24 protein-coding genes and 1 riboswitch are annotated in these 22975 nt (G+C 55.7%); of the genes, 17 read left to right on the top strand and 7 right to left on the bottom strand.

The genetic code is table 11. The features are described 5' to 3' along the window. Positions 1-3: 3 nt before the first annotated feature. The 5 genes from ACR0A1_RS12105 (at position 4) to ACR0A1_RS12085 (ending at position 4394) form a co-directional block, all read left to right on the top strand. Positions 4-1035 (top strand): putative sulfate exporter family transporter, encoded by a 1032-nt coding sequence (locus ACR0A1_RS12105; protein ID WP_170732609.1) that lies wholly within the window; start codon positions 4-6, stop codon positions 1033-1035. A gap of 170 nt (positions 1036-1205) precedes the next feature. Then, the gene (locus ACR0A1_RS12100) at positions 1206-2435 is read left to right on the top strand and encodes an AGE family epimerase/isomerase (RefSeq protein WP_480867673.1); all 1230 of its coding nucleotides are present in this window, start codon (positions 1206-1208) and stop codon (positions 2433-2435) included. Positions 2436-2579: 144 nt separating this feature from the next. Continuing rightward, positions 2580-2822, top strand: coding sequence for a hypothetical protein (locus tag ACR0A1_RS12095; RefSeq protein WP_480867671.1), 243 nt, complete (start codon positions 2580-2582; stop codon positions 2820-2822). Positions 2823-2867: 45 nt separating this feature from the next. Beyond that, a complete protein-coding gene (locus ACR0A1_RS12090; RefSeq protein WP_480867669.1) occupies positions 2868-4142 on the top strand; it encodes a hypothetical protein in 1275 nt (424 codons plus the stop codon). Between the two features lie 36 nt (positions 4143-4178). Continuing rightward, positions 4179-4394, top strand: a complete 216-nt coding sequence (locus ACR0A1_RS12085) for a hypothetical protein (RefSeq protein ID WP_170422521.1) — start codon at positions 4179-4181, stop codon at positions 4392-4394. Positions 4395-4452: 58 nt separating this feature from the next. On the opposite strand, the gene ACR0A1_RS12080 is transcribed toward ACR0A1_RS12085, so the two are convergent. Beyond that, positions 4453-5934 carry an aminotransferase-like domain-containing protein gene (locus tag ACR0A1_RS12080; protein WP_480867667.1) on the bottom strand — a complete coding sequence of 494 codons (1482 nt, stop codon included), beginning with the start codon at positions 5932-5934 and terminating at the stop codon, positions 4453-4455. Positions 5935-6550: 616 nt separating this feature from the next. Here ACR0A1_RS12080 and ACR0A1_RS12075 point away from each other — a divergent pair. The 4 genes from ACR0A1_RS12075 (at position 6551) to ACR0A1_RS12060 (ending at position 10061) form a co-directional block, all read left to right on the top strand. Next, entirely contained in the window at positions 6551-7051 is a 501-nt protein-coding gene (locus ACR0A1_RS12075) for a TRAP transporter small permease subunit (RefSeq protein WP_170393772.1), read from the top strand. 119 nt (positions 7052-7170) lie between these two features. Beyond that, positions 7171-8169: a TRAP transporter substrate-binding protein DctP gene (locus tag ACR0A1_RS12070; protein ID WP_170625728.1), complete on the top strand. Its 999-nt coding sequence runs from the start codon at positions 7171-7173 to the stop codon at positions 8167-8169. A gap of 160 nt (positions 8170-8329) precedes the next feature. After that, a complete protein-coding gene (locus tag ACR0A1_RS12065) occupies positions 8330-9637 on the top strand; it encodes a TRAP transporter large permease (protein ID WP_170393768.1) in 1308 nt (435 codons plus the stop codon). Positions 9638-9650: 13 nt separating this feature from the next. Continuing rightward, entirely contained in the window at positions 9651-10061 is a 411-nt protein-coding gene (locus ACR0A1_RS12060; RefSeq protein WP_170393765.1) for a universal stress protein, read from the top strand. 70 nt (positions 10062-10131) lie between these two features. Here ACR0A1_RS12060 and ACR0A1_RS12055 read toward each other — a convergent pair whose 3' ends face one another. Then, positions 10132-10431: a CcdB family protein gene (locus ACR0A1_RS12055; RefSeq protein WP_480867664.1), complete on the bottom strand. Its 300-nt coding sequence runs from the start codon at positions 10429-10431 to the stop codon at positions 10132-10134. Then, positions 10431-10661, bottom strand: a complete 231-nt coding sequence (locus ACR0A1_RS12050; protein ID WP_170511663.1) for a type II toxin-antitoxin system CcdA family antitoxin — start codon at positions 10659-10661, stop codon at positions 10431-10433. The genes ACR0A1_RS12055 and ACR0A1_RS12050 overlap by 1 nt, the downstream gene beginning before the upstream one ends. 179 nt (positions 10662-10840) lie before the next feature. Further along, positions 10841-10946: riboswitch (TPP riboswitch) on the top strand. A gap of 32 nt (positions 10947-10978) precedes the next feature. Between ACR0A1_RS12050 and thiB the strand changes: the two genes are divergently transcribed. Genes thiB through ACR0A1_RS12035 form a run of 3 tightly spaced genes read left to right on the top strand, consistent with a single transcriptional unit; the run spans position 10979 to position 14161 of the window. After that, positions 10979-11959, top strand: coding sequence for a thiamine ABC transporter substrate binding subunit (gene thiB / locus ACR0A1_RS12045; protein ID WP_480751711.1), 981 nt, complete (start codon positions 10979-10981; stop codon positions 11957-11959). Next, positions 11935-13482: a thiamine/thiamine pyrophosphate ABC transporter permease ThiP gene (locus ACR0A1_RS12040; RefSeq protein ID WP_480867662.1), complete on the top strand. Its 1548-nt coding sequence runs from the start codon at positions 11935-11937 to the stop codon at positions 13480-13482. The genes thiB and ACR0A1_RS12040 overlap by 25 nt, the downstream gene beginning before the upstream one ends. After that, a complete protein-coding gene (locus ACR0A1_RS12035) occupies positions 13469-14161 on the top strand; it encodes a thiamine ABC transporter ATP-binding protein (protein ID WP_480867660.1) in 693 nt (230 codons plus the stop codon). The genes ACR0A1_RS12040 and ACR0A1_RS12035 overlap by 14 nt, the downstream gene beginning before the upstream one ends. Here the strand turns inward: ACR0A1_RS12035 and ACR0A1_RS12030 are convergent. The 4 genes from ACR0A1_RS12030 to ACR0A1_RS12015 all read right to left on the bottom strand — a co-directional run bounded on the left by ACR0A1_RS12030 (position 14149) and on the right by ACR0A1_RS12015 (position 17211). Next, complete coding sequence (locus tag ACR0A1_RS12030) at positions 14149-14667, bottom strand: putative molybdenum carrier protein (RefSeq protein ID WP_480867658.1); 519 nt, start codon at positions 14665-14667, stop codon at positions 14149-14151. The two genes, ACR0A1_RS12035 and ACR0A1_RS12030, sit on opposite strands and share 13 nt — an antisense overlap. After that, positions 14664-15596 carry a 4-hydroxyproline epimerase gene (locus ACR0A1_RS12025; protein ID WP_480867656.1) on the bottom strand — a complete coding sequence of 311 codons (933 nt, stop codon included), beginning with the start codon at positions 15594-15596 and terminating at the stop codon, positions 14664-14666. Before ACR0A1_RS12025 ends, ACR0A1_RS12030 begins: the two co-directional genes overlap by 4 nt. Beyond that, positions 15587-16546: a dihydrodipicolinate synthase family protein gene (locus ACR0A1_RS12020; RefSeq protein WP_170422500.1), complete on the bottom strand. Its 960-nt coding sequence runs from the start codon at positions 16544-16546 to the stop codon at positions 15587-15589. Before ACR0A1_RS12020 ends, ACR0A1_RS12025 begins: the two co-directional genes overlap by 10 nt. 62 nt (positions 16547-16608) lie before the next feature. After that, entirely contained in the window at positions 16609-17211 is a 603-nt protein-coding gene (locus tag ACR0A1_RS12015) for a helix-turn-helix domain-containing protein (RefSeq protein ID WP_170393747.1), read from the bottom strand. 147 nt (positions 17212-17358) lie between these two features. Between ACR0A1_RS12015 and glyA the strand changes: the two genes are divergently transcribed. The 5 genes from glyA to ACR0A1_RS11990 all read left to right on the top strand — a co-directional run bounded on the left by glyA (position 17359) and on the right by ACR0A1_RS11990 (position 22859). Beyond that, complete coding sequence (gene glyA, locus ACR0A1_RS12010) at positions 17359-18612, top strand: serine hydroxymethyltransferase (RefSeq protein ID WP_170465569.1); 1254 nt, start codon at positions 17359-17361, stop codon at positions 18610-18612. An 11-nt stretch (positions 18613-18623) separates the two neighbouring features. Continuing rightward, entirely contained in the window at positions 18624-20003 is a 1380-nt protein-coding gene (gene lpdA / locus ACR0A1_RS12005) for a dihydrolipoyl dehydrogenase (protein WP_480867653.1), read from the top strand. Positions 20004-20017: 14 nt separating this feature from the next. After that, positions 20018-20962, top strand: coding sequence for a lipoyl synthase (lipA, locus tag ACR0A1_RS12000; protein ID WP_170625737.1), 945 nt, complete (start codon positions 20018-20020; stop codon positions 20960-20962). Between the two features lie 25 nt (positions 20963-20987). Beyond that, positions 20988-22361, top strand: coding sequence for an alanine/glycine:cation symporter family protein (locus tag ACR0A1_RS11995; protein ID WP_170393738.1), 1374 nt, complete (start codon positions 20988-20990; stop codon positions 22359-22361). Between the two features lie 75 nt (positions 22362-22436). Beyond that, complete coding sequence (locus tag ACR0A1_RS11990; protein ID WP_170393736.1) at positions 22437-22859, top strand: universal stress protein; 423 nt, start codon at positions 22437-22439, stop codon at positions 22857-22859. Positions 22860-22975 lie beyond the last annotated feature (116 nt).

The raw sequence follows: 22975 nt of genomic DNA, 5'->3' as shown, positions 1-22975 counted from the left end.
GTTATGGCGTCCGCCGATCCCTCAGACCTATCCCTCACCGAGCGGAGCAAGGAGCGTGTTCGCACGCTCTTTCCCGGCGTCATGATTGCCGTAACCGTTGCCGTCGCCGCCAAGTTCCTGTCCGAGCATTATGCTACCCCGGCCATGCTGCTTGCCCTTCTATTGGGGATTGCGGTCAGCTTTCTCGGCGAAGAAGGAAAAACCGTTGAAGGGATCGGATTCGCCGCACGCACACTTCTGCGCCTTGGCGTGGCCTTGCTGGGTGTGCGCGTGTCGATGACCCTGATGCTGGGTCTGGGCTGGGACCTGATTGCCCTTGTGATCGTCGGAGTGCTGTTGACCATAGGTTTTGGCCTGTCCGTAGCTCGTTTTTTTGGCCACAAATGGCGCTTTGCCTTTCTGACCGCCGGTTCGGTCGCAATTTGCGGTGCATCGGCGGCAATGGCGATCAGTGCAATCCTGCCCAAGGACGAACGCTCGGAAGAGCGTCTGATTTTTACTGTCATGGGCGTGACCGTTTTGTCCACCATCGCCATGATCGCCTATCCGATCCTCGTACGCTCATTAGGGATGAACGATGTTGCGGGCGGTGTGTTTCTGGGTGGCACCATCCATGATGTGGCTCAGGTTGTCGGCGCGGGATTTTCGATCTCGGAACAAACCGGAGATACAGCGACGCTGGTCAAATTGTTCCGCGTGGCGATGCTGGCACCAGTGGTTTTGGTCGCTTCACTGATTATTCGTGGCTTTGCTGAAATGGACGCAGACGGGAAACGCCCACCGCTGTTGCCGGGATTCGTGTTAGGATTTCTGGTTCTCGCTGCGGCATCCTCATTCGGATTGATCCCGCCAGCGATTTCAGAATTTCTAAGCCAATGCTCTCGATGGTTGTTGCTTGTTGCGATCGCAGCTGTTGGGATGAAGACAAACCTTAAACAAATCCTGTCGGTCGGTGCAGCCGCAATCGCCCTCATCATAGTGGAGACGTTGTTCATCGCCGTGGTAATTCTGGCCGGGATTAACCTATTAACCTGAAGCAGTTACCAAGAGTTTTCCGCCAACTGCGACGGCTGAACGGCAACCCCTGACAGTCCGATGCGGGTTTGCCGATTGCCTTCGTTCGCGGTGTTTGGTTCATTGGCGACTGGCGCTTTGCAGCGCTTTTTCGTTCGATTCCGAATGATTCCTCAAGCGAGATGAAGAATATGGACAACACCTTGCCTCTGCCACCCGGCCCACGTTCCGAACCGGGCTTTTGGCTTGATTCATCTGAACACCGCACGTGGTTGAAAGATCAGGCTATGCAACAGTTGGCGTTTTTCAGCGCAAGTTGTCGGACCGAGCCAGGATTTTTCATCCTCGACCATGATGGCAGCCCGCTGCCAAACACATTGCAGGAACTGCACACGACTACACGCCTAGTGCATTCTTACGCTCTGGGGCATCTGATTGAATTTCAAGGCGCAGAGCGGATCATCGATCACGGTATGGCCTACCTCAACAGCCACCACAAAGACCGGGATCACACCGGTTACCTTTGGGCTTTGGATGGCGACAACATCAAGGATGATCGCAAGCTTGCCTACGGGCATGTCTTTGTTCTGCTCGCTGCCTCAAGCGCAAAACAGATAGGGCACCCGGAAGCTGACAAACTGCTGACCGAAGTCCGAGATGTTTTGGACACACATTTCTGGGATGATGAGGCCGGGTTGTACTGTGACGAGTGGAACCGCGATTGGACGCCGTTTTCCACATATCGCGGAATGAACGCGAATATGCACGGAGTTGAGGCACTGCTTGCAGCTTTTGAGGCGACAGGCGACGAAATCTATCTTACCCGCGCCGGTCGTATTCTGGATTTCTTTATCGGCCGGATCGCACCTGTTGAAAACTGGCGCTTGCCCGAGCATTTCACCTCAGATTGGCAGATTGACCGGGGCTATGCCGGTGACCCGATGTTCCGTCCCGCAGGCACGACCCCGGGCCATTCGTTCGAGCTTGGGCGACTTCAGCTGCAGCATTGGGATTTATCAGGCCGACCAAACTCGGGCGCGCCCGAGTCATCGCGACGATTGATTGAGCAGGCCCTCAAGGATGCATGGCTGCCCGGCGGCGGCATGGCATATACGCTGGATTTTGGGGGTCGGGTCGCAAATGCATCGCGGTTCTGGTGGCCAGTAGCTGAAGCCATTGGTGCGGTTGGAGCCCTGATCGCACTGGATAAAAGGCAAGAGGATGAAATTTGGTACAGAAAACTCTGGACCTTTGCGAATGAAACGTTCGTGGATCACCAACATGGCGGCTGGTTCCCGGCGGTGGATGAATCCGGTGACATCGTGACATCCATCTTTGGCGGCAAACCGGATATCTATCATTCATTGCAGGCTTGCCTGTTCCCGCTATCGGGGCGCTTATCGCGGATGGTGCCGCTTTAGCGCGCGGATTCAAGCAAAGCGAGACCCGCATCGAGCCGGCTCAATTGAAGAGTCGGGGCAAATCTGCTATGTTAAATACATTCAACACCATCCGACGACCTGCGAATTCGGATGCGTTTCTTGACGAACGGATAGGAGAGTTGAATGGCAAATCAAGCACGTGGAAAGCGAACGACCCGAAAGGGCACACTTGAGGTGAGACCACAACCATCGGCCCATTCCGCCCTGAGCGAACGGGCCGGGGCGTCAGGCCTCATGACCCCGCAAATGCTGAGCGAACGCGATGAGAGCGTCTCAAAAACTCGCAAAAAGGGCGGGCCTGCTTTGGAAGAAGATAATTCGGATCAATCCGGCAATGACGCTGATCCGACGGAACTGGATTACTAATCAATTACGCACATTTTTTGACATGAATAGATTACGGAGGCTGCTATGCCCTCGACCCATCAGCCAAGGATTTTCAACACAATAAACCTTACGGATTTCGATACTAACGGCCAAACCTCTACTGTGGGCGAACCGACGGTTTCCAGCAACGGAGGCCAGATTCTGGCCACTGGCAACTGGTATGCAAGTCGGTCACTGGACGGCGGCCAAAGCTGGTCTCACATGAGCCCTTTCACGTTGTTCCCACCTGTTGACGGGGGGTTTTGCTGCGACCAGACCACGATTTACGACCCAAGCCGGGATCTGCTTATCTGGCTGCTTCAATATATCGAACAGGGGGGCACCAACACACTGCGGGTTGCGGTCAAACAAGGGCGCACCTTGGGGAACGACACATGGAACATTTGGGATTTCACCCCCGCCGGGCTTGATCCCGCGTGGAACAAGGAGTGGTTCGACTATAACCACGTTTCGTTGTCCGAAAACTATATGTATGCAGGCACCAATGTGTTCTCGGCCGGGGCTAACCAGTTTACCCGCTCGGTCATTCTACGGATTTCACTGGACGAACTGGCGACCGCGGCAACGCTATCATTCGACATATTCGAAACAGAAGACAACTTTTCTCTGCGCTGCGTACAAGGCGCACGCGGCGCGATGTACTTTGCCAGCCACAACACGAACTCGCAGATCCGCGTATTCAGATGGGCCGAGAACGCCTCGGACGTAGATGAATTCGACATCGATGTCACGCCTTGGTCCGCAGGCAATTATTCCGCGCAGACCACCGGTGGCGACTGGATGTCGCGCACTGATCCACGCATTATGGCTGGTTGGCTGGGACGCGGCGTTCTGGGCTTTATGTGGACAGCTAATCGTCAGACCAACAGGCCACTCCCTTTCGTCAGGACCGTCCGCATTGACGAAGCAACCATGTCATTGATTGACGAACCGGATATCTGGAACAGTCAGATCGCGTTCGCCTACCCCTCAACAGCTGTAAACCGGGTTGGTGATGTAGGGCTTTCGGTCTTTGCGGGTGGTGGGAATTTGCATCCGAGCCATGTTGTTGGCTCATACGACGATATCGATCTGACTTGGCGGCTGGCCCTCGCTCGACGTGGCACAGACACTCCGGGTCTGGGAAAATGGGGCGACTACACCAACTGTGCCGAGGTTGCCGATGATGGCTTCACCTGGCTGGCAGCCGGGTACACGCTGCAGGGCGGGAACACCCAAACTGACATCGAACCAACCATGACCTGGTTCGCACAGCAGCGCTATGACGCACCACGTCGCCATCCGCCCGTTATCGTCTAAAACATTATAACCATTTATAATTCAGGGATATACATCATGCACAGAGCGATTAAATCACAAGGCGTAAAGTCATTCTTGCGGCAGGAAGCCCCCTGGCTACTTATCGCCTTTGTTATTGCTGACCTATTCTACAAATGGGGGTCATTCGCCCTGGAATGCGTCGGCTTTCTGCTGACTTGGTACGTCCTGAGCCTTCTAGCCAGCCTGGTGTCACGTATGCTGTGGGGGGAAAACTCAGCTGTCGGAGATTGAACCATCGATCAATATTCTTAAGCTTGCGGACTGTTGGTTTGCATCCCGCCCTGGGACATTACGAGTTTGTTGCGCGTAGGTCTGAAATCACTTCGGACAACAGCTCAATCCCTTTTCGGATAGAACCGGGTTGGATTGACGAGACGCCAAGACGAAAGTGGTATCTCCCTGCGGTTTTATTTGAAAAACAGGGCCCGATCGGCTCCACAATAACACCGCGGTTTAGGGCGGCTTGACATATCGTCATGGCATCCAACCGGGCCTCGGGATCAGAAAGCACAAAAACCGTTCCGCCAAATTCGCCCGTTTTCAGGAAATGGGGTAGCTTTTCACGGATCGTCGTATCAGCCAGATGCCAGCGCAGCTCATAATTCTGGCGAACCCTGCGCAACAAGCCATCATAGTACCCCAAGTTAATAAACGCGGCAGCAGTGTGCTGAAGAATCATCGGCGGATGGCGCATCATCATTCCCCGGCAATCGCGCGCGGCGTCAATAAATTCTGGCGCAGCCGCCAGATACCCCAGGCGCAAACCTGGTGAAAGACCTTTGGAAAGGCTGCCCAAATAGATCAGTCGATCCGTGTCATCCAGACTGCGCAGCGGCAGCAAAGTAGAATGCCGGTAATCCACATCGCATTCGTAATCGTCTTCGACTATGTAAAAATCATACTCTTCAGCGGCCTGCAGCAAGGCCTTGCGGCGGCGCTCGGACATCGTAACGGTGGTTGGGTGCTGGCGATTGGGGGTTACGAATACCAGGTCAGCCTCGCGCAGACGTTCATCGACGATCAGACCCTCGCTATCAATGGGTTGAAACCTTACATTCCCAAAATTTGCCTGAAGGATCTTGCGTGCATCCGGATATCCCGGATCCTCCATAACCGCAGTTTTATCGCGCCCGCCGAACAACAGGCTGGTGATAAATAACCCGTTTTGCGAACCCAATGTGATCAGGATTGAATCGCTGGGTTCAAAAATACCGCGACGGGGCAGGATGCGCTGCCGGACCTGCTCGATAAGTTCAAAGCAATCCTCGTACAGCCCGTCCGCAGACCAGATTTTCAGGTGCTTTCGATTCATGGCCAACCGAGTGCATTCGCGCCAATCCGCAACTGGGAATGCGCCATCATCGATTTGGTTGCACACAAACGGATAGTCGTACTTGTACCAGTCATTCGGGCGCTGGATGGTTTCGATCTCTTCGGTGCGGCGCAGTTTGTTCAGTTTCTGGCCAATCGATGTGCGCTGTCTGGTGTTGGTTCGCCCAATCGCATCACCGTCCGTGCGAATCCCCACGTCAGAGCAGACATAATAACCCGAGCGGGGCCGGGCCTCGATCAGTTGCTCTTCTTCAAGCTTTCGATAAGCCGCGACGACCGTATTGATCGAAACATCGAGATCCCGCGCCAACCCCCGACATGAGGCAAGCTTTAGTCCAGACGGCATCAAACCTTCAAAAATGAGTCGTGAAATCTGCGAGACGATCTGATCTCGCAAACCGCTGGACTGAGATTTGTCGATGCTCAACCGTTGTGTCATGTCCTGTCAGGCTCTAGTCGCAAATTCTGCGACGCGATTTGCAAACTGTGCCCATGTTTTCAAGTGCTCCATGCAAAGTGGAAACGACGCCAAATTTCCCAATTCTGTACTGGCAATGCTGAAAGCAATAGCGCTCTTACTAAAAGCGGGTTGATGATAACTCAAAAAAGAGACTTCAGCCAACGCTATGTTTTTAAAGTACTTATACTGACCTGAGATGTGCTTAAGCAACCTGCGCTGCCATTGTTGAACTTGTAACATCTTAACGCTCGGGACTGAATCGCGGCATCGAACAGTCACTTGGCGCGATGAAATCTGTACCCATTATTACAAACAACTGTATCTTTCTCAGTCGAACTCCTTCGCGTTTGCTGTAGCGATCCGGGAAGTTCCATGTCGAAATTAGGGATCACCCGGGCCGTTCGATGCGACTAGGGAGGGAGACCGTTCGCATGGTTTTGCAGGAGTGGGATATGCGTCGACTCTGTGAACAGCGATTCAGCAGACGTTTCTCTGATGTCCGTCCGAACCCCGACGCGAAGGGTCCGGTACATCAATTCAGCGTACAGATTTTTTGAGGGAGAACCAGATCCATGAAAAACACAACGAGGTTGGCATGCTGATGCGCGGTCTGGAAAAGCTGACAAGCGCAATCTCAGAAGTCATGGGCCGCATCGGCTGGTTTCTCATCTTGTATTGCATGGCGTTTGGCGTGTCGGACGTATTCATGCGCTATGTACTGAACGCGCCCTCCCAGTGGATCGGCACCACATTGCAAGCTGCGATGGTGTTGTTGGCCTGCACCGGCGGCGTCTATGCATTGCAGCATGACAGTTTCGTCAAACTCGACCTGTTTTATGCAAACGCCAGCAAGCGGTCAAAGGCGATTTTGGATGTCCTGACGGCACCGATTGCAATCCTGTTTCTGGTCGCATTGATCTGGAAGGGTTACGAAGCCGCATCGCTGTCTCTGATGCTTAATCAGAAGACCCCGACATCCATTCCGATCCCGATTTATCCGATCAAATTTGCGATCCCACTCAGCGGTGCAATGGTTCTCTTGGTGGTCCTGAAACACTTGCTCCGCGATCTGCAAACGATCTTCGGGCGCAGTTAGACACGCTGTTCTGGGCGCCTGCAAATACAAACGAAAATAGACTGATCCACTAACGAGGAGGAATTAACATGAAACCAAACAGGTTTGTGCACACAACCATTTGGGCAGGCGCCATAGCCGTGACCGCAAGCATTGCCGTCGCACAAGATGGGCCGCCGGATGAAGTAACCGAGTGGACCTTCCAGCCCGCATTTGACCAGACCGATGCCGGCTGGGACAATGGCCTGATCCCTTGGGTTGAAGCAGTTGAAAAAGCGACTGAAGGCACGGTCAAAATCCGTGTTGAGCCCGCAGGGGCGCTGGTCAGTGGTGCAGAGGCCTTTGGCGCAGCGGCTGCTGGTCTGACCGATGGCTACGCGGGCTGGGGTTCAGTCTATGGTGGCGACATGCCCGAAGGCATGCTGGCGTTTGGCATGGCCATGGGTGCCGACAACACCGAAGAAGCGTGGGAAGTGATGTGGGGCAACCCCGACTACCGCGTTGGTGACATCGTGCAAGAGGCCGCCAACGCGCGGAACCTGCAGTGGGCAGGCTGGACCAACCAGGGACCGAACGCAATGTTCACCAAGTTCCGTGTCGAAAAACTGGAAGATCTGGAAGGCCGCAAGATGCGCGCCGGTGGACCCCAGGCCATCTTCCACTCGACCATGGGCGGCGCGCCGGTCTCGATGAACGGTGGTGAGATTTACACCGCAATCAAACTGGGCACCATCGAAGGCACCTACTGGGATACAGGCGGCATCGATGACATGTCGTTCCAGGAAGTTATCGACTATGCGATCATGCCCGGCTGGAACCCTGCTCAGCACCAGGAGATCTTCATCAACCTGCAGAGCTGGAACGCCCTGACCGACTGGCAGCGCGAAAAGATCAACGGAGTTTTTGAAGAAACCTATTTCGAAACCAGCCGCATGCATGCGGAAGGTGTCGAAGAAGCGCTTCAAATCCTGCGCGATGCCGGTGGTGAAGTAATCGAGCTGAGCGATGAAGAAGTTGCTCGTATGCGCGAGAAATCCATTGCCGAAGTTTGGCCGCAGGTTGCAGCCGCATCCGAGGGCAACGCCAAAGGCGTGGAAATCTTCAAGAGGTTCCTGGAAGACAAGGCGAACGCGCAATAATCCCGCGCAATGTCATCTTTCCAACATAGCTAAAACTCTTTCGCTGGCCCGATCGTCGGGCCAGCGCACCAGACGAGCGCATGTCAGTGTTAAAAGCACTGCTGACACGCAACCCGGCAAAGACCGCGCGAACGGCCACTAGGTAGGGAAACTAAAGATCATGAGCCTCGAACTAATTACAGCGCTGTATTTCTTAATACTGTTTGGGATCCTTTTCATGGGGCTGCCGGTTGCGTTCGGCTTGGGCGGAACAGCGGTTCTATTTGCCCTGGTTTTCGAACCTCGCGCGCTGTTGTCCGTGCCCAGTGCATTCTATTCAACGCCTTGGAATTCGGTACTGGTCACAGTGCCTTTGTTCCTGTTCATGGGCTCACTCATAAGATTTTCGGGGATAGCCGAAACGGCCTATGACGCCGTTTACAAGCTGATCGGCCACATTCATGGTGGTCTCGCGATGGGTACAGTTCAGGTCTGTACTGTTTTTGCTGCAATCACCGGCATCACACCACCGGCGACCACCACGATGGGTCAGATCGCCTATCCTTCGATGATGCGCTACAAATATGATCGCCGTATCGCGATCGGTTGTATCGCGGCAGGCGGTGCGTTGGGTGCTCTGATCCCACCAAGCGTTCCGTTCATCTTCTATGGATTGCTGGCCAAGGTTTCGATCGGTGACCTGTTCATGGCGGGGTTGCTGCCCGGCCTGATGCTGGCCACGTTCTACACGATCTACATCGGCGTACGTTGTAAAATCCAGCCCGAGCTGGGCCCCGCCCTGCCCGCTGATCAGAAATTCACCCGCACCGAAAAACTGACCGCCGTTCTCAGCATCTGGCCGTTTGCCTTACTCATCATCATCGTTCTGGGCGTCATCTGGGGCGGTATCGCAACACCGGCGGAAGCTGCCGCATTTGGTGCCGCAGGCGCCTTTGTCATCAACCTGATCTACGGCAAACTGACCTGGGAGGTGCTGAGGGAATCGTTGGTGTCCACCTTGAAGCTCAGCGGTATGGGGCTTTGGATTCTGATTGGTGCCACCGTCTATCTTAATGTGTTCAACACGCTTGGCAGCCAGGACCTGCTGACCAATCTGGTTCTTTCCATGCCCGGCGGTGCAACCGGCATCCTGCTGATGATGATGCTGATCATCCTCGTCCTGGGTATGGTGATGGATGATTGGGCCATCATCATGCTGTGCACACCACTGTTCATCCCGATTATCGACGAATTGGGGATCGACAAGCTGTGGTTTGGCGCGCTGTTCATCGTGAACATCCAAATCGCTTACCTGACACCTCCGTTCGGTTTTGTGCTGTTCTGGATCAAAGGGGTTCTGCCCAAAGATGTCAGCATGGGGGATGTCTACAATTCGGTTGGCCCGTTTGTGGCGCTCCAGTTCGTTGGCCTGACCCTGATCTTCATCTTCCCGCAGATCGCCACCTGGTTGCCCAACATCCTGAAATAGTCCGGAGGTACAGATGTATAACCATATCCTCGTTCCAGTCGCCCCTGATCACATCAACGACTGTGCCAAATCTCTGGATGCAGCGAGCCGCTTGCTGTCGGATGGCGGGACAGTATCGGTGCTGTCCGTTCTCGAAGAACTACCTTCGTATATCGGGTCGTACTTTCCACCCGAGCAGGTTCAGAAAAGCGTTTCTGATTTTGAGGACAAACTGAACGCATCGATGGAGTCTCCGAAGATCGGCACCCATGTTGTTACAGGTCATCCAACAAATTCCATTCTGGATTGGGCCGAGGAACACAAAGTGGACTGCATAGTAGTGGCGTCACACCAACCGGGCCTTTCGGACTATCTGATCGGTTCAACGGCGGCACGTGTGGTCCGTCATGCACATTGCAGTGTCGTGGTACTGCGCGACAAGTAGAGCAGAAGCATAACACCTGACAGGTGTTATGCGTGCAAGATGGCTGGCCAATGAGGCCAGCCATTGTCGTTCAGAAACCTTGCATCAGCATGTCTACGGCCACGGTGATCTGCTCGAAATCATCTTTCAGATGACCCACGGGTGATTTGAGGAGTCCCACAGGAACAGCAGCCATGAACTGGGTCACCATTACAACCTGCTCACCATCTATCAGGAACTCAGGGTTGAGGCGGGTCGCTGGTTTCGGCGCACGTGCTTTTGACAAAAGCGGCACCACCATGCGGGTATTCAGATCGCTCAGAAGATCGGTTTGCACATCCAGAAGATAGCCATCGCCGGATGGGTTGGGGAATACATCGTATTTCGGCATCAGAACTGGCGAAAGCCGTCCAAGGGCAACCCGTGTTGTTCAACATATGAATTTGAGCTTTGCAGCGCTTCGGCATTTTCAGCCTTCCACTGCGCGGCCTTCGCAGCGGCAACGGCGGCACGCACTCCTTCTTCGGCGGCACGCGACAGGTTCACGTTCAGCGCTCTGGCCTCGGTGAGCAAAGCGCTATCAAGTGATAGATTGGTCGGTTTGCGTGGTTGAGCGTTCATTCTGTCTTGGTCTCCATGTGCCTGAGAATATCAATATACTATATGCGCGTCAAATATGCGCATATCTCCTAAAGGAATTCTCTGGCTTCGTGGCTCGTTCTTATGGTATTTCATTCAATGCTTATTGAACGAGAACCTAACGATTTCGGTTGAAATCATCCTCTCATCCCCCTAATCACGACCCTACCTCGGGGTGCGCTAAAGACCGCGCTGAGATGCCAATTGGCAAACCCGTTGAACCTGAACCGGCTAGAACCGGCGGAGGGAAAGGTACAGGTTTCATCCATCCTTACCCTCTCGCCGCATTGGAGGATGATATGAAACATCTGGCAATTGCTGCGGGAATACTGACTGCGACTTCGGCTGTGGCAGCCGATAAGCCCACGTTGACCGTATATACTTACGACAGCTTCGTTTCGGACTGGGGCCCCGGCCCGAAGGTCGAAGAGGCGTTTGAAGCGCAATGCGAATGCGACCTGAACCTTGTCGGCGTCGAAGATGGCGCGGCACTGCTGTCACGCATTCGGCTGGAAGGCGAAAACAGCGACGCCGATATTGTATTGGGTTTGGATACCAACTTGATATCGGCAGCTAAAGAAACCGGCCTGTTTGCACCTCATTCAATCACTGCCGAGTATGCTCTGCCCATCGAGTGGACCGACACAGTTTTTGCCCCCTACGACTGGGGTTACTTTGCATTTGTTCACAATGCAGATTTTGCCGCTCCTAACAGCTTCCGCGAGTTGGCAGATAGTGACATCAAGATCATCATTCAGGATCCGCGTTCATCGACGCCGGGGCTGGGTCTTCTGCTGTGGGTCAAGGCCGCGTATGGCGATGAAGCCCAAGAAATCTGGGCTGACCTTGCCGACAATATCGTGACGGTGACCAAGGGCTGGTCCGAGTCATATGGCTTGTTCCTTGAAGGTGAGGCCGACATGGTTCTAAGCTATACGACCTCGCCAGCCTATCACCTGATTGCCGAGGAAGATGCCAGCAAAGCAGCGGCAGCCTTTGACGAAGGCCATTATATGCAAGTCGAGGTTGCGGCCAAGCTAGCCAATTCCGATCAGCCCGAGCTGGCAGATCAGTTTCTGAACTTCATGGTGTCTGACGCGTTTCAGACGATCATTCCAACGACCAACTGGATGTACCCGGCCGTAACCCCATCTTCCGGTCTGCCCGAAGGTTTTGAAACTCTAACGATCCCTCAGAAGTCCTTGCTGTTTGATCAGGACCAAGCCGCCATCGCGCGGGAACAGGCGCTTTCGGAATGGTTGGGCGCACTCAGCCAGTAAACCCGCTTCCTGGTGTCAGTGCTGCAGCGATCGTTGCCGCGCTGATATTGGGCACTCTGTTCATGGTGGCGGTGCGCGCTGATTCTGGCGGTGGGTTTGGTCCAGCCGACTGGGCAGCCTTACGCTTCACCCTGTTGCAAGCAACACTCTCTGCAGTGTTCAGCGCTGGTCTGGCTATTCCGGTCGCCCGCGCGCTGGCCCGCCGCCGGTTCACCGGTAGGCGCGTCCTGATCACGCTGTTGGGTGCACCTTTCATCCTGCCGGTCATCGTCGCCATTCTGGGATTGCTTCAGGTCTTTGGCAGGGCAGGATGGATTTCGGACGCGTTGGGCTATTTCGGTCTGCCGCCCATTCGAATCTATGGGCTGCACGGTGTCGTTCTGGCCCACGTATTTTTTAATCTACCTCTGGCAACACGCCTGATCTTGCAGGGTTGGCAGGAGATCCCTGCCGAGCGTTTCCGGCTAGCGGCCCAACTTGGGTGCGAAGGAATGGCAATGTTCCGTTTGATCGAATTGCCAATGCTTCGCCGCATTCTGCCCGGAGTGCTGGCCGTGATCTTCGCCATTTGCCTGACCAGTTTTGCGGTTGCCCTGACGCTGGGTGGAGGGCCGCGCGCCACCACGATTGAACTCGCGATCTATCAGGCCTTTACATATGATTTTGACTTAGGGCGCGCCGCCTTATTATCCGCTTTGCAACTTTTCCTGACTGCAGCGGCTGCGTTGGCAGCCTTAAAGTTCTCGCGCGGCGACGGGTTCGGTACCGGCCTGAATCGTGAGATCCGGCGCTGGGATGGCCGAGGACCACTGCTGGATGCGTTTTGGATTATCACCGCCGCCGCGTTCCTGCTGCTACCTCTGGCATCCGTCACGATTTCGGGTATCGCTGGGCTGTTTGAGATGCCGGTTTTGGTATTCCGTGCCGCTATAATTTCAATCTGTGTTGCCGCCGCCAGTACCATCCTCCTATTACTGCTGGCCCTGCCCATGGCGACAGCTGTCGCGACAGGCCGGTTCGGCATCGTCGAACTTGGCGGACTTCTTGGCCTCGCCGCCTCGCCCTTGGTCATTGGTACGGGTCTCTTTATTCTGATCCGCCCGCTGGCCAATCCTACAACTCTCGCGTTGCCGGTAACCGCGCTTGTGAACGCGGTTATGGCCCTCCCCTTCGCCCTTCGAATTTTGGTTCCCGCAGCGCGCGATGTGTTGGAACGGCACGGGCGGTTGGCACTGGCCCTGAACATGAACAACTGGTCCTTTTTCTTGCGTGTCATGCTTCCGCGCCTGCGCCCCCAGATCGGTTTTGCCGCGGGCCTGACGGCGGCACTGTCCATGGGTGATCTGGGTGTGATCGCCCTGTTTGCAGATGCGCAGATCGCGACGCTGCCCCTGCAAATCTACCGCCTGATGGGCGCCTACCAGATGCAGGCCGCAGCAGGAGGCGCGCTGCTGCTGCTTATACTATCGATGAGTGTTTTCTGGGTTCTGGATCGAGGGGGTCGCTGGCATGCTGAAGCTTGATAATTGCATCATCGCAAATGGCGACTTCCAATTAAGTGCTGACTTTGAAGTCAAGGCCGGATCCAGCGTTGCGATCATCGGTCCGTCGGGGGCAGGAAAATCAACACTTCTTGAAACTATCGCGGGTTTTCGAGACCTGAGAAGTGGGCACATCCACTGGAAGGATCATGACCTGTCGACATTACCACCAGGCAGTCGACCGATTGCAATGCTGTTTCAGGACGGAAACCTGTTTCCTCACCTGAGCGCAGAACAGAATGTTGCCCTGGGCCTAAGGCCCAATGGAGGTTTGACCGCAGACGACCAACACCACATTCAATCGGCCCTCGGCCGCGTTGGCCTGCAGGGAAAGGCGGCCAGAAAGCCCGCCGAATTGTCAGGTGGTCAGCAAAGCCGCGTGGCGCTGGCGAGGATCCTTGTGCAAAAGCGTCAGGTGTTATTGCTCGACGAACCTTTTGCAGCGCTGGGACCCGCCTTGAAAACTGAGATGCTGGATCTGGTCGCAGAACTGGTTGCCGAGACCAAAACCACCCTGCTTATGGTCAGCCACGACCCACGGGATGCGCTTCGGATAACCGACCAAACCGTATTGGTTGCGGATCAAATCGCACATCCACCTGCTGAGACCGAGACACTCTTCAACAATCCTCCGCCAGCGCTGCGCGATTACTTGGGCTGAATGAACTGATCCAGACAAGCGTCCAGCACCTCGTTCACACGCGGACCAATCTCGGGGGCCTCCGAAGCGCGCGGACCTGCAATGTTCAGAACTGTTACAGGGTTGGCGCTCAGCCAAGCACGTATCTGTTGCGCGCAATCGGCCTTTCCTTTTCTGATATCCACCACCAGATGCGGTTTTTCAGCATCAACTGCAAACTCAACCGTTTTCCGCGTGCCGGGACTGTCTGACCCGTCGATAAAAACAAGCGTGGCGTCACTGGCAAAGACGTTGAGCCTTGTCCGTTCAGCCACATCTTCAGACTTCGTTTCAACAAGCCCGCTGAGATGCGCCGGAATCAACCCATCCTCATTCGTTCGACCCTTCGGCACCCAGCCGCCGTAAGGGATGCCGTTTGCGCGGGCAAACTCCAATGCGGCAGTGTCTACGCCGGTTTGTCCACCTGATACGATTTTCTGAACACAACGCCCGAGTGGGATTCCGTCTTGCTCGTCTCCTTGCGTCAACGCGCAATACCAAATTGAAACGGATCATTTTGCGCAAAGAAAAGCTTACCCTCTGCCATCACATGCGCCTGGCCAGTTAGCTGAGGGACAATGCCCCCGCCCTGCCCCGGCTGATAGGACAGCCTGTACGAACTTCCGATGATGCTTTCCTGAACGATTTCTTCCCCAGCGGACAAGCGCCGACTGGCCGCGAGGCAGGCCAGCCGGGCCGAGCTGCCGGTGCCGCATGGCGAACGGTCATAGTCATCGTCGGGGCACAGAACAAAGTTTCTGCTATGGATACCTGCATTCGGTGAGATGCCCTGAAAGATCACATGATCAACCGGCTCGCCATTTTCGCCACCAACTTCTTGCGCAATGCAGGCTTCGCGAATTGCGATAGCCATATCGGTCAGCGGGCGAATGTTCTCAGGCACAACCGGGATCGGGCTTGGCTCGACAATGAAGAACCAATTGCCGCCATAAGCGACATCGCCGGTGACGGGGCCATGCGGTGCAGTCTCGACCGTCACGGACTGATGAACGCAGCGGCTTTCAATGTTGGTGACCTGCACGGTGTTGGCGTCCAGCAGATCAATCTTAACCTCACCTACCGGAGTTTCGATTCGGTGCGCGCCAACCTCGATCTGTCCAAGATGCGCCAATGTTACGCCTAACCCGATCGTCCCATGGCCGCACATGCCCAGTACCGCATCCGCGTCAAAGTAGATCACGCCCGCTTTGCAACCAGCAATGACCGGTTCGACAAGGAGCGCCCCGACCATGCCGGGCTGGCCGCGCGGCTCCAGTAGAACAGACTTGTAGAACCGCTCATGTTCCGTTGCCAGTCGCTTGGCGCGTTCAGCCAGTGATCCTGAACCCAGATCAGGCCCCCCGTCCAGAATGACCCGTGTGGGCATTCCACCGGTATGGCTGTCAATCACATGCATTCCGCAATGACCCCACCCTGACGAACCCAATCGGTAAACCACGACTTAAACAAATTGTACTGTTGCTCGCAGTAATTTCGCTGGGCGTCAGACAACACGTCGGTTTCATTGAAATGCAGGCGGTATTCTTCTTCGCCGTTCAGCACCAGCAAATGCTTGTAGTAAAGAACAAGATCCGTGCCTTCGTCAAAACTTGCCAGAACGCCAAATGCCTCGTCCAGTTCGCGCGCACGCAACCGTGCTTCGGCATGTCCCTCTGCTGCCTTTTTCGAAAGCGCCGCAAGCAACAATGCCTCTTTGGGCAGCGCCGTTCCTATCCCGGTGATCGATCCGGTGGCGCCGCAATTCACAAACCCATGGTAGACTTCAGTATCGACGCCTACCATCAAAGTGACCTGATCGTCCTGCGATGTAATATGTTCGGCGGCATAGCGCAGGTCGCTCTTGCCCCCGAACTCCTTAAAGCCAACCAAATTCGGATGCTCGGCCCGCAGTGCAAAAAACAAATCCGCACGAGTGGCAAACCCATAGACAGGGCTGTTGTAGATGATCGCAGGCACGTCCGGTGCCGCAGAAAGAATAGCCTTGAAATGGTTCTTTTGCGCGGCAACCGATGAGCCTCGTGACAGAACCCGAGGGATAACCATCAACCCTGCCGCGCCGACCTTCTGTGCATGTGCTGCGTGCGCCACAGCGGAATTCGAGTTGATGGCACCCGTCCCCACGACAACCGGCAAGCCAGCGTCGACCAGTCGTTCCACGCCCTCCATCCGTTGGGCATCCGTCAGAAGCGGCCAATCCCCCATCGAGCCACAATAGACGACAGCGGACATGCCGGCCGCGATCATCTCTTTGCCCTTTTTGACCAGCGCGTCAAAGTCAGGTGTCCTGTCGGCCTTACACGGCGTCATAAGGGCAGGCATAGTTCCAGTGAAAATAGTCCGGTCCATGAGATATCCGTTTGCTCAGGTTAGTATTGGTATTCTGCGCGAAAGCGCCGTGGCCTAACGTGTCATTCCAGCGAAACCCACAGGACCCTGGCGTCTTCCTTACTCGTAGAAATACAGCCATGCCCCATACCGCTATCGTAGTACAGAGAATCTCCGGGTTTCATCGGTAAGGGGCGGTAATGCTCGGATACGAATATCAACTCGCCACTGATAACGTACATAAATTCTTCGCCTGTGTGCCTGATCCAGTTCTCATATTCTGATATGTCACGCGCTTTTATCGTCGCGATATAAGGAAGCATTCGCTTACTGGTCAGGTCCGAGCACAGCAATTCGTGCATGTAGGTCGGCGTATTTCTTATCTCGCCTTGCCCTTTCGGCGTAAAATCACGTCGCCCCGAAATTCCCGATTGTGCGGACTGCAAGAACAGCTGTGGCGTGTTCATGTCCAAGGCCTGTGTCAGCCGCCGCACGATCTCGAAACTTGGACGTGTCTGGTTGTTTTCGATCTTTGAAAGTGTTGATCGACCGATTCCCGCTTCGCGCCCGGCCTCCTCCAATGTCCAGCCTTTTGCGCGGCGTGCATCCCGGATCGACCGACCCAAAGCCGCCCCCTCGTCCTGTTCTTCCGGTCCGGCACCATCTTTCAGGTTGTCCTCAGACATGGGAATCTCCTTGTTTTATCAAAGCTTACTCATTTCCCCCGAGCCAAACAACTTTACTGTGATGAAATTTTTGTTGCCTTGCGTACACTAATTCCACTATAGGAAACAAAATTTCGTACACTGGAAACGAGATTACAGGAGGAGATCATGTTCACAAAACCGCTCACCGAGGCTGATCCCGTCATCGCAGCATCGATCGCACGCGAGGGCATACGCCAGGCTGAACAGATCGAACTGATCGCTTCCGAGAACATCGTCTCTCAGGCAGTGATCGATGCGCAGGGTTCCGTACTTACAAACAAATACGCCGAGGGCTATCCGGGTCGCCGCTATTATGGCGGGTGTGAATATGTGGATGAGGTTGAGGCCGAAGCCATTGACCGATTGAAGAAGCTGTTTGGCTGCGAATATGCAAACGTTCAGCCGCACTCGGGCGCGCAAGCCAACGGGGCGGTTAAGCTGGCACTACTCAGCCCGGGTGACACGATTCTTGGTATGTCGTTGGATGCTGGGGGTCACCTGACCCATGGCGCAAAACCTGCCCAGTCCGGCAAGTGGTTCCGTCCGGTTCAGTATGGCCTGACCCAGGCCGGGCTGATTGACTATGATCAGGTTGAAGAATTAGCGAAAGCCGAAAAGCCCAAACTGATCATTGCAGGCGCATCGGCCTATTCGCAAAAGATCGATTTCGCACGCTTCCGCGCCATTGCCGACGAAGTTGGCGCATGGCTTCTGGCAGACATGGCCCACATCGCCGGCTTGGTTGCGACTGGCCTGCACCCCTCGCCCATCGGGCACGCACACATTGTTACGTCGACTACGCACAAGACGCTGCGCGGTCCGCGCGGTGGGATTATTCTTACAAACGATGAAGCGCTGGCAAAAAAGATCAACTCGGCTGTTTTCCCGGGTCTGCAGGGCGGCCCCCTGATGCATGTGATCGCAGGCAAAGCAGTCGCATTTGGTGAAGCGCTGCAGCCTGAATTCAAAGAATATATGCAGCGCGTTGTCGACAGTGCCTCGGCACTGGCCAACGTGATGATGGCGCGCGGGTGCGACATCGTTTCGGGCGGCACTGAAAACCACCTTATGCTGGTTGATCTGCGCCCAGTCGGCGTAACCGGCAAAGACGCCGAAGCGGCGCTAGAGCGTGCAGGATTCACCTGCAACAAAAACAGCGTTCCGGGTGATCCCGAAAAGCCCACTGTCACCAGCGGCATCCGTCTCGGTACGGCCGCAGGCTGCAGCCGTGGGTTTGGACCAGAAGAGTTCAAACAGATTGGCCACATGATTGGTGATGTGCTGGACGCGCTGGCACAATCGTCTGACGGTGACGAGACCGTCGAAAAGGAAACCCGTGAAAAGGTCCGCGCGCTCTGCGCAAGCCACCCGATCTACTGAAAGAAGACCAAATGACTTACGATCTTATTGTCATCGGGGGCGGTCCGGGCGGCTATGTCGCCGCGATCCGCGCGGCACAACTGGGCCTGAAAGTTGCCTGCGTCGAAGGACGTGGCGCACTTGGCGGGACCTGTTTGAATGTGGGGTGCATACCCTCCAAAGCGTTGCTGACCTCCTCGGCCAAATATGCCGAACTTGCACATCTCTCCTCCCACGGTATTGCGGTCGAGGGGGCCAGCATCGATGTGCCCGCAATGATGGGACGCAAGGACAAGATCGTAGGCGACCTGACCAAGGGCATTGCGTTTTTGTTCAAAAAAAAAGGCGTAGATCTGATCGAAGGGTGGGCCAGAATTCCGGCCGCTGGTCAGGTCAAGGTGGGTGACGAAGTCCATGAGGCCAAGAACATCCTCATTGCCACTGGTTCCGAACCTACCCCGTTGCCAGGAATTGAGATTGACGAGCAAGATATCCTCAGTTCGACGGGCGCGATTGCGCTGGAGAGTGTGCCCGAGCATCTGGTGGTGATTGGTGCCGGTGTCATCGGACTGGAACTTGGGCAAGTTTGGGCGCGTCTCGGAGCTAAAGTTACGGTCGTCGAATATCTGGACCGCGTGCTGCCCGGCATGGATGGTGAAATTGCCAAACTGGCGCAACGCGCGCTGTCAAAACGTGGCCTGAAATTCCAGCTGGGCCGGGCACTAAAATCCGTCGACAAAACGGATACTGGCCTGACACTAACTGTGGACCGCGTCGGCAAGGACAAAGAAGAAGTGATCGAGGCCGACAAGGTGTTGATCGCCGTGGGTCGCCGCCCAGTCACACATGGCCTTGGCTTGGAAGAGCTGGGCGTGGCCGTGAACCAACGCGGTTTCATTGAAGTTGATGGCGCATTTCAGACATCTGTCCCGGGCATCTACGCCATCGGTGATTGCGTTCCCGGACCTATGCTGGCGCACAAGGCCGAAGAAGATGGTGTCGCCTGTGTTGAGATGCTGGCAGGCGAAGCTGGTCACGTCGATTACAACACCGTCCCCGGCGTGGTGTACACCGACCCCGAAGTCGCCTCGGTTGGTTTGACCGAAGAAGCACTGAAAGAATCCGGTGCCGAGTATTCGGTCGGCAAATTCGCCTTCATGGCGAACTCACGCGCGCGTTCGACCGGTGAAACAGACGGTGCAGTGAAGGTTCTGGCAGACCCGAACGGCCAGATCCTGGGTGCGCATATTTGCGGAGCCCATGGCGGCGATCTGATCGCTGAACTGGTTCTGGCGATGACAAAGGGTGCAACGGTGTCCGAAGTCGCTGCAACCTGCCATGCGCACCCGGCCATGGGCGAGGCCGTCAAAGAAGCCTGCCTCGACGCCCTGGGCCGCGCGATCCACGCATAAGGGAGACCAGCCAGATGACCATCCAGCTTCGTCCTCGCCACCCGGAAAAAGCCAAAAAGGCCGACAGTGTCATCCCGCGCAAGCCCAAGTGGATTCGCAAGAAAAAGGGCGACAGCGCTGAATACTATGAAACACGACGCCTCATGCGCGAGCATGATCTGGCGACGGTCTGCGAAGAAGCCGCCTGCCCCAATATCGGCGAATGCTGGTCCAAGCGCCACGCCACCATGATGATCATGGGTGAGGTTTGCACGCGGGGTTGTTCGTTCTGCAATGTCTCAACGGGTCGCCCGGATGCTCTGGATGTGTTTGAACCTGGCCGTGTTGCGGCAGCGGTCAAGAAGCTAGGCCTGCGTCATGTAGTGATCACCTCGGTCGATCGCGATGATCTGGCAGATGGTGGGGCCGAGCATATCGCTCAGACCATCCGTGCCGTGCGCCATCAGAACCCCGGTACGACTGTCGAGGTTCTGACACCCGATTTTCTTGGAAAAGGCACTGCGTCAGAGATCGTATTTGAAGCGGCGCCGGACGTTTTCAACCACAATCTGGAAACTGTGCCGCACCTTTATCCAACTGTGCGACCTGGTGCACGCTATTACACCTCGCTGCGTCTGCTGGATGATGCCAAACGCGCGAACCCGGAGCTTTTTACCAAATCTGGCCTGATGGTCGGGCTTGGCGAAAGTCTGGACGATGTCCGTCAGGTCATGGACGACCTGCGCGCGGCCAATGTCGATTTCCTAACCGTCGGCCAATATCTGCAACCGACCCCTAAACACCATCCGATTGACCGGTTCTGGACACCGGAAGAATTTGCCCAACTGGAACAGATCGCGCGTTCCAAGGGCTTTTTGCACGTGTCGGCAACGCCGCTGACCCGATCATCGTTCCACGCGGACGAAGACTTTGCCGCCCTTAAGCGGGCCCGCCAGCGGGCTTTGGCGAACAGGGCATAAACCTAACGCAAATGGGAGGGAAACCATGGAAGCGTTAAATTCAATCGTAGGGGCCATCAATGGCGTCGTGTGGGGGCCGCTGATGCTGGTTCTCATTCTCGGCGTTGGCTTCTTCCTGCAGGTCGGCCTGAAGTTCATGCCGATCCTGCGCATTGGCACAGGCTTCAGCCTGCTGTTCAAAGGCCGCGAAGGTCAGGGCGAGGGCCAGATCAGCCCGTTCAACGCGCTGATGACCTCGCTATCTGCGACTATCGGTACGGGCAACATCGCTGGTGTGGCCACTGCTGTCTTCCTGGGCGGTCCGGGTGCCTTGTTCTGGATGTGGATGACCGCCCTGGTGGGCATGGCCACCAAATATGCCGAAGCTGTCTGCGCGGTGAAATACCGCGAAAAAGACGAGCTTGGTAACTATGTCGGCGGCCCGATGTACTACATCAAAAATGGCCTCGGCGCGAAATGGGCCTGGCTGGGTGTTGCATTTGCTCTGTTCGGCGCAATCGCGGCGTTCGGCATCGGCAACGGCGTACAGGCCAATGGTGTTGCACAGGTTCTGGAGTCGAACTTCGGCCTGAACACTTCGGTTACCGGCGTTGTCCTGATGGTTCTGACCGCGGCCGTGATCCTGGGCGGCATCACCCGCATCGGTGCGGTTGCAGGTAAACTGGTTCCGTTCATGGCGATTGCCTACATCGTCGCAGGCCTGCTGGTTCTACTGATCAACATCGGTAACATCGGCTCCGCTCTGTCGCTTGTTTTCACCTACGCCTTCACCCCGTCGGCCGCCGAAGGTGGTTTCGCGGGTGCTGCCGTTTGGGCCGCGATCCGCTTTGGTGTGGCACGTGGTGTTTTCTCGAACGAAGCCGGTCTGGGTTCCGCTCCGATCGCACACGCCGCAGCCGAGACCAAAGGTCCGGTCAACCAGGGCCTGATCGCGATGCTGGGTACGTTCATCGACACAATCATCGTCTGCACCATCACCGGTCTGGCGATCATCTCGTCGGGTGCGTGGACATCGGGTGAATCCGGTGCAGCACTAACCAGTCACGCGTTCGAACTGTCGCTGCCGGGTATCGGTGGGTATCTCATCGCCATCGCTCTGTCGATCTTTGCCTTTACCACCATTCTGGGCTGGTCCTTCTATGGCGAGAAATGTGTTGAGTTTCTGCTAGGCGTGAAATCCCTGATGCCCTACCGCGTCCTGTGGATCGTCATGATCTATTTTGGCGCAACAGCGGATCTGGGCTTCATCTGGCTGCTGGCCGATACGCTGAACGCGATGATGGCCATTCCGAACCTGATCGCCCTGGCGCTGCTGAGCCCGATCGTCTTCAAACTGACGAAAGAGTTCTTCGCTTCGGGCGGCAAGTCCGAAGAGCCAGGCGGCACACCCGCCGAATAATCTCGGATGAAAATACGGGGGGCCATCCCGGCCCCCCGGCTTCAAACAGAATTCCATTTCTCGAGGAGAGACGTGATGGCCACGAAAATCCTGCTGCCGATTGATCACACCGACGACCGTTCGTGGAAGAACGCCCTGCCGCTCGCACAAGAACAAGCAAAGTTCTACGGTGCCGAATTGCACGCGATTGCCGTCATTCCTGAGATCATCCAGTTGCCGAACCTGCCCGCCAACTATGGCGCAGGCGCAAAAGACCACGTGCGCAATGCGGTGCAGGCCATACTGGATCACAACGGTGCATCTGATGTGGCGATCCATATCGAAGAAGGCAGCGTCTATCGTGAGATACTGAAGCTCGCCTACAAAGAGGGCTTTGATCTGATCGTCATGGCTTCGACCAAAGGCGATTTTCCGAACTACGAGATTGGCCCGAACCTGGCCCGTGTCGTGCGCAACGCGCATTGCACCGTCACGGTTGTTCGCGACCAGTCCCGCTGATTGAAAGGTTAGTCTAATGACCGAATTAAAACGCACTCCCTTGCACGCTTTGCATGTTGAGTTGGGGGGTAAGTTGGTTGATTTTGCGGGATGGGAGATGCCTGTTCAGTATCCGT

The organism is Ruegeria sp. D6 (genome assembly GCF_056534365.1).
This window is presented reverse-complemented; position numbering and strand designations above follow the sequence as displayed.